At 40.3% G+C, this 13,565-nt stretch carries 8 protein-coding genes; 5 read left to right on the top strand and 3 right to left on the bottom strand.

All coding sequences use genetic code 11. The annotated features are described in order from the left end of the window. Nucleotides 1-139: 139 nt before the first annotated feature. Genes L0668_RS02375 through L0668_RS02385 form a run of 3 tightly spaced genes read left to right on the top strand, consistent with a single transcriptional unit; the run spans nucleotide 140 to nucleotide 4,665 of the window. The gene (locus tag L0668_RS02375; RefSeq protein ID WP_235310452.1) at nucleotides 140-1,609 is read left to right on the top strand and encodes a sulfatase; all 1,470 of its coding nucleotides are present in this window, start codon (nucleotides 140-142) and stop codon (nucleotides 1,607-1,609) included. Nucleotides 1,610-1,657: 48 nt separating this feature from the next. Next, on the top strand, nucleotides 1,658-3,136 hold the full coding sequence (locus L0668_RS02380) for a sulfatase (protein ID WP_235310453.1): 1,479 nt from the start codon (nucleotides 1,658-1,660) through the stop codon (nucleotides 3,134-3,136). Between the two features lie 29 nt (nucleotides 3,137-3,165). Continuing rightward, nucleotides 3,166-4,665 carry a sulfatase family protein gene (locus L0668_RS02385; protein WP_235310454.1) on the top strand — a complete coding sequence of 500 codons (1,500 nt, stop codon included), beginning with the start codon at nucleotides 3,166-3,168 and terminating at the stop codon, nucleotides 4,663-4,665. A 504-nt stretch (nucleotides 4,666-5,169) separates the two neighbouring features. Here the strand turns inward: L0668_RS02385 and L0668_RS02390 are convergent. Continuing rightward, on the bottom strand, nucleotides 5,170-6,009 hold the full coding sequence (locus L0668_RS02390) for a substrate-binding periplasmic protein (protein WP_235310455.1): 840 nt from the start codon (nucleotides 6,007-6,009) through the stop codon (nucleotides 5,170-5,172). A gap of 240 nt (nucleotides 6,010-6,249) precedes the next feature. Between L0668_RS02390 and L0668_RS02395 the strand changes: the two genes are divergently transcribed. Both L0668_RS02395 and L0668_RS02400 read left to right on the top strand, forming a co-directional pair. Further along, complete coding sequence (locus tag L0668_RS02395; RefSeq protein ID WP_235310456.1) at nucleotides 6,250-8,454, top strand: alpha-L-rhamnosidase-related protein; 2,205 nt, start codon at nucleotides 6,250-6,252, stop codon at nucleotides 8,452-8,454. A gap of 114 nt (nucleotides 8,455-8,568) precedes the next feature. After that, a complete protein-coding gene (locus L0668_RS02400) occupies nucleotides 8,569-9,804 on the top strand; it encodes a glycoside hydrolase family 88 protein (protein WP_235310457.1) in 1,236 nt (411 codons plus the stop codon). A gap of 121 nt (nucleotides 9,805-9,925) precedes the next feature. On the opposite strand, the gene L0668_RS02405 is transcribed toward L0668_RS02400, so the two are convergent. Both L0668_RS02405 and L0668_RS02410 read right to left on the bottom strand, forming a co-directional pair. Next, nucleotides 9,926-11,803: a DUF5060 domain-containing protein gene (locus L0668_RS02405; RefSeq protein WP_235310458.1), complete on the bottom strand. Its 1,878-nt coding sequence runs from the start codon at nucleotides 11,801-11,803 to the stop codon at nucleotides 9,926-9,928. A gap of 13 nt (nucleotides 11,804-11,816) precedes the next feature. Continuing rightward, on the bottom strand, nucleotides 11,817-13,565 hold the full coding sequence (locus L0668_RS02410; RefSeq protein ID WP_235310459.1) for a GH39 family glycosyl hydrolase: 1,749 nt from the start codon (nucleotides 13,563-13,565) through the stop codon (nucleotides 11,817-11,819).

Genomic DNA, 13,565 nt, shown 5'->3' on the forward strand with positions numbered 1-13,565 from the left:
GTATAAAACGTACTGATTGCATTAGTAACGGTTCAAAAAATTTCTAACGACTTTTCAATTAGCGATAAAACACAGCTACCCAATAATTTTAAACGTCTAAAATTTGACAGGTAAAACCAACAACAAAAGAGTAACCTTAATGAAATTAAACACTTTATTAGTAACCTGCACTTTAACTTTAACGGCAGCTTGTGGCGGTAAGCCAACGCCAGTGAATACAGCCGTGATAGCAGATACTACCAAACCCAATATTATTATGATTGTTATCGACGATTTAGGTTGGTCTGATGTCGGTTACAACCAAACAACCGACTATTTTGAAACGCCTAATATTGATGCACTGGCACAACAAGGTTTAGTTTTTGATCAAGCCTACGCAGGCGCAGCTAACTGTGCACCAAGCCGTGCGGTACTAATGTCGGGCCAGTATGGACCACGACATGGCGTTTATACCGTATCACCATCTGACCGCGGAAAAGCTGAAACGCGTAAACTCATCCCGATAAAAAATAAACGCGGTCTTACTACTGACGTGATCACCATAGCTGAATCATTGAAAACAGCAGGATATACCACCGGCCATTTCGGAAAATGGCATTTAGGCGCAGATCCAGATAAACAAGGTTTTGATGTCAATGTTGCCGGTAGTCACCAAGGTATGACCTTTCATTACTTTAGCCCTTACCAATTACCGAACATTGAAGACGGCCCGAAAGGTGAATATTTAACCGAGCGTTTAACCACAGAGGTGATCGACTGGGTGAAATCAAGCAAAGACCAACCGTTTTTTGCGTATGTACCTTACTACACTGTACATACCCCTTATCAAGCCGTGGTTGATAAAGTAAACAAGTACCATGAAAAAGGCATTAAAAGTAAATCAGAAGCCACCTATGCGGCCATGGTTGAACATATGGATGACAATGTCGGTCGAATTTTTGATATGTTAGATTCAGAAGGTTTAGCCGAGAATACTGTGGTTATTTTCACCTCTGACAACGGTGGTTACCGCATGTCGTCATTCCCAACACCACTTCGTGGCGGTAAAGGCTCTTATTATGACGGTGGTTTACGTGTGCCATTAATTGTTCGTTGGCCAGAAAAAGTTAAACCAGGCCTTGACCATACTCCAGTTATAAATGCTGATTTCTACCCAACCTTAGTTAACTTGGCGAACGCAGACCAGCCAAACCAAGTATTAGATGGTGTTGATTTAACTGCGCACTTATTAGGTCAGCAAGACATTGCCGAGCGTGATTTATTCTGGCATTTCCCAGTATATTTACAGGCACATCATGCACCAACCGACCAAGGGCAAGACCCGTTATTTAGAACCCGCCCTGGTAGTGCTATGAGAAGTGGCGACTGGAAATTGATCCAATACTTTGAAAACAACGAGTTTGAATTGTATGACCTAGCCAATGACTTAGCTGAAAAGAATAACCTTGCCAGTGTGCATCCAAGCAGGGTCACAGAATTAAAAACGAAACTGCAAGCATGGCAACAACAAATTGGCGCAGATATTCCAACTAAGCTTAACCCTGAATATGATGCCAAGGTGAATCAACAACTTATTCGCAAGCAACTTTTAAAAGCGAAACCTCACTAACATTTGTCTTTCAAACAAACAGTTACAAGCATAAATAAAGGAGCTCTCGTGAACAAACTATTGAAGTGCGCTAAAGCAGGTATTGTTAGCCTATTAGTGGCAACAACTATTAGCGCCTGTACTTCCGCGGTAAATAGTGACCCGCAAACTCAAATCGCCAAAAAACAAGCTCCACAGCAATCGAAAAAACAAAACATAGTGATGATCATCGTTGATGATTTACGGCCGGTATTAGGCGTATACGGCGACAAAAACGCCTATACCCCTAATATTGATGCTTTGGCGTCACAAGGGATCACCCTTAATCAAGCCTATGCCAATGTCCCTGTTTGTGGTGCCTCACGCGCCAGTATGTTAACCGGCATTCGCCCGAACAAAACCCGCTTTATTGACTATAAAGCCAAAGCCGAAAAAGACGCTCCTGGCGCCAAATCATTACCGCAAGTGCTTCGCGAGTCAGGCTATCACACCATGGGAATTGGCAAAATCTTTCACAACAGCAAAGATTTAGCCAAGGTCAGTTGGAGTGAAAAACTGCAAAATGCCGGCATGGGCCATGCCACTCGCTTAAACCCTGATTCAGAAAATCACCTTAAAACGACTAAATTTAATAAACGTGGTAATGGTCCTTGGTACGAAACCATGGATGTCGCTGATGAAGCCTACCCTGATGGCAAAGTAAAAGAAAAAGCACTGAAAGCGTTAACTCGGCTTGCCAAGCAAGAGCAACCTTTCTTCTTAAGTGTTGGCTTTATTCGTCCGCATTTACCGTTTTATGCACCGAAAAAGTACTACGACTTGCATCCAAGAGAAAAATTCAGCCCATTTTTTGACCGTAACAAGCCACGTAACGCACCTAAATCACTAAATGGCTCTGGCGAAATTCACACTTACCATTTTAAAGACTACACCTACAACAGTGATGCTTTCCATGTGTCGTCATTACAAGGATATTATGCATCCGTCAGTTATATTGATGCCTTGGTAGGTGATGTCATCGCGCAAATAGATAGCCTTGGCCTACGTGACAACACCACTATTATGTTAATCAGCGATCATGGTTTTAATTTAGGTGAGCATAATTTCTGGACGAAACATACTATGTTAGAAACCTCACTGCGCATTCCGATGATTATCGCAGGCCCTAATATTGCTCAAAATGAAAAGACCGATGCTTTAGTCGAATTAGTTGATGTGTTCCCAACGATCACCGAAATCACCAAGGTTAGCCCGCCAGCAACGGTTCAAGGGCAAAGTTTTGTAAAATCGTTACAAAACGCATCGGTTAACCATAAAAAACAAATTTATAGCCGCTTTAAAAAAGGTGACTCGGTAGTGAACGATGACTTTATCTTTACCTCGTATACCACTGCCGATAACACCATTGAAGAGATGCTATATGATCATAAAGTTGACCCGCATGAAACCAATAACGTGGTTAATGAGGCAAGTTACCAAGCGGTTGCCACTAAAATGCGCGCTCAGTTAACCGCTTGTATCACACAGCAACAATGCCAAACGCATTAATCCTGTTGTTAACAAAATAAGGACTTAACATGAAAAACCAGTCTATTGTCACCCTGTTGTTCAGCTTGCTGGCTTTGCAGTTTGCAGGTTGCTCAAATGAGCCACTGACAACACCAGCAGCAAGTAGCAAAAAGCTCGAAAAACCTATAGATACTAGTGCTAGTCGCCCTAACATTATTTTTTACCTAGCTGATGATCAAGACATTACCGATTACGGTGTATACGGTAATGAAAAAGTGCATACGCCATCAGTTGATCGACTTGCCCATGAAGGTATTATGTTTAAGCACGCTTTTACTGCGCAAGCGATTTGCGCACCAAGCCGCACACAACTTTTTACCGGTAAATATCCCTTAAAAAATGGCGCTTTTGCCAATCACACACCAACGCGTCCAAACATTAAATCAGTAACCAAACAAATGCGCGCCTTAGGTTACGAGGTGGTACTTGCTGGTAAAAGCCATGTAAAACCGGCCAGTGTTTATGACTGGGATCAGGAATGGCAACCCGTGCCAAAAAAAGGTGTTCCGCGAGACTACATTCCGTTAGCTGATATTGAAAAATATTTTCAGACAACCACCAAACCTTTTGTGATGTTTATCGCCTCAAAATACCCTCATGGTAAGTATTTTGACGTTAAAAACCCTGATGCCGATAAACTTAAATTTCACCCCTTTGATCAGCACCTAAAAAGCAATAAAAAGTACATTAAAAAAAGAGCCGGTTACTATCGCAGTATTGAAGAAGACAATACCCAACTAGCGCATGTATTGCGTATGGTTGATACACATTTAACCGATAACACCTTATTTATTTACAGCGCCGACCATGGTGTATCGGGTAAGTTTTCAGTGAAAGATATTGGTTTAAATGTGCCTTTTGTGGTGCGCTGGCCAAGTGTTATCAAAGCAGGCTCGCGCTCTGAGCAACTTGTGCATTATACCGACGTATTACCAACGTTTATTGATGCCGCAGGCGGTCAGCCTGAGCCAAGTATGGACGGCAAAAGCTTTTTGAATATTTTAAAAGGTGAAGATAAAGCGATCCATCAATATGTTTATGGTGTCCGTACCAATCAAAACATTATTAATGCCCGCGTTTTCCCGTCACGGATGATCCGCGATATTCGTTACAAATACATTCGTAATTTCAACGCACTTGAAGTGCTGGACCAAAACTTAACCGACAAGGCCAATATTAATGCGTTTCTTGAACTCGGCGCTCAACGCCACAAGAACGAACCTTTTGAAGAGTTATATGATTTAACCAATGATCCGTTTGAACAAAATAACCTAATTTCCGAGCCAAGCTTAATCACGGTAAAAGCACGGTTACAAACACAATTATTTGCGTGGATGAAAACGCAAGGCGATTTCCTCAATGAAGGCTTTGGCAATGTGCCTATCATTACCGCGCCTACGTTTAAGCTCGATCAGAACAAACCACCAATAAGAACCGATGTGCCGAAAGCGCTGCAAAACACTTTAAACCCTGAAGACTACTTTATTATTGATCATTGGCGTAAGTGACCATTGGCAAAAAAGCAATTAACAACGCCTTAATATTGAGCGTAACACCTGAATAAAGATGAGGTCTGAGCTACTACAGTTTTAAAAACCTCCCTTACTCCCACAAGAAACTGTAAGGGCTAAGGGAGGTAATTACTGTATATTTGGCTCTGTTCCAGAATATTGTTGTCGATGCCATAAGTTATTGATGCAACAAAAGAGTTGTTGCTGCGCCACCAGAGCCAACTCCAACTCCGCCACCAGCACCGGTTACACCGCCAGCATCAAATCAAGGTGGATCGTCAGGTGGTGATAGTTTGAATTTATTTTTGCTATTGAGCCTATTGGCTGTTTGTTTTATTCGCCGTAATTCAGGCAAATAAATAATAATTATCACGTTATACAGTTCGTCTTGATAACCCGCTTGGAAGGAATGCTTAAGCGGGTTTTAGGAAAATAATTGCAATAGAGAGCAATAAAAGGCGATGAATGAGGGTTTAGAAGAGTCCTAATTCTAAATTTATGTTAGTTGGCTTTTGCCCATAACTCTTTTCTGTTTACTGGAATAGTAGTTGGGATGTATGGATTGTCTAAGTTAAATACTTTACGAGCTTGTAGTTTGAATGAAGCCATTTCACTACCAAAAGCCTGATTGAACAATTTTTCGAAGCTACCATCAGCTAAGGCTTTTTCTAAGCCTATTTTGATATCGTTTGCTAGTTCGATATTGTTCTTACTTACATAAAAGTAATAGGCACTTGGGTACTTTATTAAAATATAGGGGTCGATCATTAAATTTAACTCGGGATATAAGGTTAAATCTCGTTTAACTTCCAAAAACGACCGAGGTAAATAATCAATTCTTTTTTTATGTAGCATTTGAAAAAGCCCTTTGAAATTAGTGCCTTTAGCCACTTTAATCTTATTATGTTCAAATATTTTGGTTGCTGTCCAAGTATGGAATTGTACGGGAATTTTATTTTTAAACTCTTGTTCAGTTTTTATATTTTTAAATAGATCGGGGTTGTTCTGATTGATTATGGCTAGGCGCCAACCTTTTAAGCCTCTTAATATTGGAAAGTAAATCGCTTGATAGGTTTTTTCACGACTAGTGGTTGACGAGCCATTCATGACGTCAATGTCACTTCCTTGTGCTAAAAGGTTAAAAGCGCGCTGTTTAGGTAATGCTAGGCCATATCGTTTAACCCGATAATTTTTCTCAGGAGTATAGGATAATGCATGGCTAAGTAACTTTGTGTAATACACATTCTGTTCTTTTGCTGCGTATATGACGTCTTTGGCAAATAAATGTTTAGATGAAAAAGAGACCATAACGAAAATGATAGTACAAATACACTTTCTCATTTTATTTCTCCAGCAAGCTTGCGAATAAAGTGTGATGTAATTTAATAGTTTTATTCCCAACGCCTCAAAGATTAACATTTCAGTAACCTAATGTTAACCTTTTAACCATCATTAAAACACTATGGCCAGTGAGTTACCATGATTGATTTGGGTGTTTTTTGATTATTTTTGTTGGATCGTTGATTGATTTGCAGGCATCATAGAAACACTTGTACTTGTTAAATTGTGGTTAAAAACAGAATGTTAAGAGAAATAAAGTATATTGGCGGCATGAAACTGAAAACATTATGGTTTTTTATTGGTGGGATATTTGTTAGCTGTCAGCAGATCCCTTTAAACAAAGATATCGAGTATTTTCAACCTAATGCCTTGCGTGTCGAATTACTAAAAGGGCGCGAGGTTAAAAATGTGAAAGATAACCAGCCCGAATTTAGCTGGGCTATTCGAGGTGACCACACCTATGCACAACAAAACGCTTATCGCATTCAACTCTGGGACATCACGACTAATATGAATAGTCAGCCTATTTGGGACTCTGGCAAACAAAATTCAGCGCAGTCTAATGCTGTGTCCTATCAAGGTAATCAGTTACAAGTTAACCACAATTATAAATGGCGAGTAAAAGTTTGGTTAAACACAGAAACTAACAAAATGGTTGAAAGCGGTTGGTCTCAGGCGCAACTATTTACTACAGACAAAGTATTTTCCAATACAGCCAGTCAGCATGATTTAGTTAGCACAGCTGTCGCTCCGCAATTTATTAAAAAAATACCTAACGGCCGTTATTTAATGGATTTTGGCAAGGTCGCCTTTGGGTATTTGGAGTTAGGATTAAACAGTGATAGAGATGGAACGATCAATGTGCACTTGGCTGAGAGAGGAAACGAGCAGGGGGCTTTGTCAGAGTTTGGTGAAAAGTCTAGCGTGCGTTTCTACTCTGTACCTGTGAAGGTTTATGAAAAATTTGATGTGTATGCAGTACATCCACCACGAGATAAACGTAATACTAAATCGGGTAAAGCCATTGCCATTCCTGGCCGTTTTGGTCGTATCACACCTTTTAGATTTGTGGAGATTGATACAGGAGAGGTAAATATTTCGAATATCCAGGCTAAGCAAATTGCTCTGCATTATCCGTTTAATCCTTATGCGTCTTCGTTTAATTCTAGCAATGACACCTTAAATGCCATTTGGGATTTATCTAAATACAGTATGAAAGCCACTAGTTTTGCTGGCATTTACCTTGATGGCGATCGTGAACGAATTCCATACGAAGCCGATGCTTACATCAATCAGTTGTCGCACTATTTAGTAGATGACGAGTATTCTCTGGCTCGTTATTCCCATGAGTATTTAATCGAACATCCCACATGGCCAACGGAATGGAAACAGCATTCGGTGATGATGGCTTGGACGGACTGGATGTACACAGGCGATGTAGAATCTTTAAAAGCTAGTTTTAAGACTTTAAAAGAACAGAAATTATTAAGTCGTTTTGCGAATCAAGATGGATTGTTATCTACTTTTCCAAATGGTACTCATAAAACCATCAAAGACATAGTGGATTGGCCTCCGGTAGAGCGAGACGGTTACGAGCTTAAAAAAATCAATACAGTGATCAACGCCTTTCATTACCTAAACCTTAAACAAATGGCGCAAATTGCAACTGCAATTGGTGAAAGCCAAGACGCTGATGATTTTACTCAGCAGGCCAACACCTTGTATAAAGCCTTTAATCGTACTTTATTTGATAGTAAAACTGGTTTGTACATAGACGGAGTGGGCTCAAGTCATAGTGCTGCCCATGCTAATATTTTGCCCTTGGCGGTGGGTTTAGTACCTGATGATCGCAAAGCAAAAGTGATTGAATTTATTAAATCTAAAAAGATGGCAGTGAGCGTGTATTTTGCTCAGTACTTAATGGAAGCTTTATACCAAAATGGTGAGGCAGATTATGCATTGTCATTGCTGAGCTCAAAACAAAAGCGTAGTTGGTACAACATGATCCGTGTGGGTTCTACTATTAGTTTAGAAGCATGGGACGATGAGTTTAAACCCAATCAAGATTGGAATCACGCATGGGGTTCAGTGCCAGGTAATATTGTTGGGCGTTACATTCTAGGCGTTAAACCTTTAACCGCGGGCTTTGAACAAATGGAAATAGCCCCGCAGTTTGCTGATTTGGAGTTTATCGAAGGTAAAGTCCCTACTATCAAAGGGCCCGTTACCTTAAGTGCAAAACAAGTATTAGGTAAGTCTGTTACCTTAACTATCACTATTCCAAATAATGTAAACGCCATATTGAGTTTACCTTTTGCTAAAGGTAAACAGGTCAAGTTAGTGACGATTAATAATAAACAGGTGAAGTTTAATGCTAATACCGGTTTGTTAGACGACGATGCACTGCTAGCAGGCAAATATCTTGTGGAAGTCTTTTATAAGTAGCTTTTACAAGTTAATAGTAATTTGTGATTGGGTTTGATTGGATATGCTTGTTAGTCGGGGTGTTAACTGTTAAAATCTTGTAAAATCCGCTTTATCATTTTAAAAGGTTTAATTGTGGTTAATAAAATAAACAAAATACTCTTAGGCATGTCTACTGCATTACTGGTTTCAGCTTGCAGTGCTAGTGATTCATCTTCTGCCAATCAATCAGCGGCTAGTGCGCTTGGCGCTTGGCCAACAGACAATGTGGCTTTTTGTAGTGCCGCTTTAGACAAGGCAACTGAGCAGCTTGACGGTTTTAGAAAACATTATACCAACCCAAATAAAATCCCTACCCAATTTGAAAACGGTGAAGCTATCTATACTAACTTTATGGGCTGGACCAGTGGTTTTATAGCCGGTAACTTTTGGTATTTGTATGAACACACTAAGGATGAAAGCTGGTTAAACACAGCAAAAAAATGGACATACGCATTAGAGCGTTCGCAATTTAACCGTAAAACTCATGATATTGGCTTTATCATGAATAACAGTTATGGCAACGGTTTAAGACTAACCGGCAATAAAGCCTATGATCCAATACTATTAAATAGCGCAAAAACCTTAATGGAGCGTTACAACTCTAAATTAGGGCTGACATTTTCGTGGAGTTGGGGCTCTTGGGAATTCCCAGTGATCATCGACAACATGATGAATTTAGAGCTGTTGTTTAATGCATCCTTAGCCACTGGCGATAAAACTTATTATGACGCTGCTGTAAGCCACGCCACCAACACTATGAAGCATCATTTTAGAGATGACTTTAGCTCGTATCATTTAGTTGATTACGATCGCACCACTGGTTTACCTAAACATAAACAAACCTTTCAAGGCATTGCTGATGACTCGTCATGGTCTAGAGGCCAAGCTTGGGGCGCTTATGGTTATACTTTGACCTATCGCTATACCAAAGACGAAAAGTTTTTAAATCATGCTAAAGGTATCGTAAATTACCTATTAACCCATAAAAATATGCCAGAAGATTTAATACCATATTTTGATTACGACGCGCCAGACTACCCTGACATTACTAACTACCGAGATTCATCAGCCGGTTCATTGTTGGCCAGTAGTTTGTTTGAATTAGCCAACTATGTTGATGAAGACGAAGCGAAACGTTACCGCGCTGCCGCAATGAAAATGTTACGTAGCTTAGCGTCACCAGAATATTTGGCTGAAAAGGGAGAAAATGGTCACTTCTTACTTAAACAAGCGACTTACAACTTCCCGAAAGACTTAGGCTTAAATACGGCAATTAACTATGGCGATTATTATTATTTAGAAGCGCTAACACGTTGTAAGTCTTTGTAATTTAGCTCTAGTAAATTACTTTTTTTGCAAAAGGCCAATATTGGCCTTTTTGTTATGTAACCATTACTACATAGTGACGCCTTAATCAAAAACCGCTGGGCGCATGCTGAGTGGCCAATTATTAATACGGATTGGTATGATCTATTGCAGTTAATATCACCAACCAATCAGTCCCTATTTCCGTCGGGGGTAAACCTAAGTCTACTTTGCCAGTTGTAGAGGTTACCAATAACTTACTGCCTGCTTGTAAATCGCCGCCTTTTCGGGTGTTGTACCAACTTATTTTGTAACTGATATTTGGCGTATCTAGTTGCACTTGATTTAACATCACCGGATTAATCAGAAATACCAAATATTGCTCATCAGGCACACCTGCTACGTATAAGGCGTTTACATCATCTGATTGGTGTAATGGACTAAATTCACCCAATGCCATGTGCTGTTTAAAAAAGTGTATGGCGTGGCGATTGTATTGCCAAAAGTTTGCTCTAGAGCGGTAGTCTTGGGCATTCAAGTCATTATTTGGACTTTGATATCCAAAATACCATTCAACACCCCAACCACCAGCTAACAAAGTTGCCCATAACACTCGGACGCGTGCTTCGTCATAGGTAGGGGTTTCTGCATCTGTGAGTAAAGCCCATGCGCCGTGACCTGCTTCATCGACAGCTAGAGCCCATGGTTTTCCCGTTTTGGCCGAAGCGTTACGCCACTTAATTATTCTAGGGTAAACGTCTCTGAAGTCTGGACGCATAAGTTGCAAAGAAGCACCTGTTAGCTCAGATTGATTACCCACTAACTCCGCATAGGCATGATCGTCTGTGGGTTTAGTGTGCATTACAATATGTTGTTTTTTGTAAGGAGTCAGCTGTTTAATGTAGGCTGCTATTGCACGTCTGTGTTGGGTATTGGTGTCTTGCTCTTCGCCTAAATTCCAGTTGATGGCAGGGTGGTGGGCAAAACGGGCAATGAGTTCACGATAATAAACTTTGTATTCATCGCCAAATTTACCGTGATCCATCACATGGTCGGTTTCCATTTCGTGATTTTTAAAATGTAAGAAAAAGCCTTTCTGACTGCCATAACTAAAAACTCGCTCCCACTGAGCTAACTTAGACACATCAAAGCGGGTTTTATGAAACATGGCATGCCATGCTTGAGTATTAGAGCCTTTATTAGCATATGTTTGATACTTTTCTGGCGTCACTTTTAGGAGTTGAGGAAATACGTTGCGATCATCCCCATCTACATTAAAGGTTAAAAATGAAAAAGAATTTAGACCTTGCTGGGCTAAATAATTGATTGCGGCAAAGGTGTTTTTACCTTTGTAATTTTGCCATAAAAAGGCATCGGCATCTTGGTTATAGTCGTTTTTATGAGGTGACCATGACTTTCTACGTTTACCAACATTGGGGGTGGCGTCTATGTCGTCAATGGCTAGAAAATTCTCGGGTGAATCTACCCCCAGTTTTAAAAATGTTTGGCCATTTCCAGAAAATTTTAAATAGTGCTCACCGACATATTCCAACCGGCCTTTTGCATAAGGCCCTGACCGTTTTGGTTGCACATTAACGCTTCCGGTAAAGCCATCCACTCCTTTAATGGGCTGGGCATTTTTAGTTGATGGGGCAATCGCCACATCTTTACCTTGTTTAAAGGATACTTGGTACTGCCATTTTCCTGCTTTTTCTGCAGCAAACTTAACCTGCCATTGGTTGCCTTTATCGGCACTGGTTTCAGCGGCATTGCCATCAGCGGCAAAATAACCAGGCACCACCATTTTTTGCCCATTTAAAGTAAAAGTGACATCTAATCGGTAGTCCATAAATGGGTTGATTTCTGCCAGCTCGCTGGTGTCAGGACCGGTGAAAGACAGAGTAAATGGTTCATATTGGAAATACTCAGGGCTGTTTGCATGACAAAGCGTACTTAAGGTCAGTGAAATTAACATCACTATGCGCATGATTATTTTGCTTATTTTGACTGAAATTAAATGCATATCTATCATCCGTTTATTCTATCAGTTGAATTTCATAGCTTTGCACTGCAAAAGAAGCCAGTTTACTGTCAATATTAATGCTCGATTGAATGGTGTCATTGAGTAACGTTTCGCTGGCAATTGTATTGCCTTTGAGCCAGTCACTCCAAAGTAGTTTGTTGGATTTGCCGTACTTGCCTTTGTTTGCATTGTAAACCTTTTTCCCCTGTTCGTTTAGCGCACTATTTAGCGAGGCTGTTTGATGTACTCCTGCTTTTCTCCAACCGCCTTGGCTTTGTAAAATGTTGGCTTTGGGAAAATCATTAGCAAACATTTGGTCAATATTATTGCTGCTATCAATATTGGCCACACGGTAGCGATATTTTGTACCTGCAGGTTTGTCCAAAACTACCTTTATTTGGGTTTGTTCTGCTTGTTGGTAGTCGAGGTTATCTTTATTAAAATTGAAGGTTAATACTTGGTATAGGTCTTTATCTGGGTGTTTAGTAAAAATACCGTCAATTAGATTGCCTGCTATTTGCGGCTTGCGAATTACCTGATTAGCATACAGTTGATTACCTACCATAGGGTGTAATGCCAATTGGGTCATAGCTTCTGGAATATACGAGCCATTTTTAGCCGTACCCCATTGAAAAACATTTTGGATATTTTTCTCAAGCATTAACTTAGATAACATGGCAAAAAATGCTGAGGCATGTGATGTGGCAACACTTTCGAATCCAGCTCTTTTCATTTTAATAATAAATTTAAACTCATGTATTTCAAAACTTGCGTTTGCATTAAAATCAGGATGTTCGGTAATAGGTGCCATATCATGTTGGTAAACTCGCTGCATATCCAACTCATGTTTTTTAGTAATATGCGGGTAATAGGACACGGCAAAAAAATCGTAGGGCACATTGTACTTTTTGGCCCAACTAACAAAGTGTGTGGCGTAGGAATCTTCAGTGTTACCTGTGTAATCAATGTACTTACTGGTAAAAGACGCTTCCCTAAAATGTACACCGATTTGCGCATCGGGTAACACAGCATGTACAGCCGTTACGGTATTTTGGTAATGATCAAAAAACGCTTGGCGGGTGGCTGCCCAATGTTGCGGGCGGGTATCTATTTCAGAGCCTACTCTGAAGCGCCATTGCAGTACTTTTTCTTCGCCATAAGTAGCCACTAAATGTTGCATAAAAGCGTGGATATATTGCTGCCAAGCATTGGCATCATTGGGTGGCAGTGGATTACCATACACGCCTACTTGGTCTTTCTTTAAATAATTGACGCCATTTGGTGTATCAACAAAAGTGAAACCATGTTGAAACGCCCAAGGCGGGTTATCTAGTACAATTTGAAATATATCCCAGTCTTTGGCGAGCCAACTATCAATACGTTTAGTGGCTTGTTCAAAGTCATAAACATATTTCTCGCCGTCCCATTTATAGGTATCTGCTTCGAGATTTTTATCCGACCAGCCACCTAACATTCTAACTGTATTCACTTTTGCTCGGCGTCCAAATGTAGCTGGGGTAGAGTTGGGCGAACCTTTGTGGGTCCTGACACTCACATCGAAAAAGTCAAAGACAGTGCCTATTTGATTTTCAGTTTGACTAAAATCAGCTTGCAGTATGGTGGAGTCAGAAATAGGTTCTTGCACCATACTCGTTTGAGTCTTATTCGCTCTGCCGACTGTGTTGCAACCCGTTGACATAAGTATTAAGGCGACTGTAGCTAAAAAGTAATTCTTGGATGTGAGTGTTATCTGGTTATGCAC

This window comes from Paraglaciecola algarum, from assembly GCF_021532655.1.
Classification (GTDB): domain Bacteria; phylum Pseudomonadota; class Gammaproteobacteria; order Enterobacterales; family Alteromonadaceae; genus Paraglaciecola; species Paraglaciecola algarum.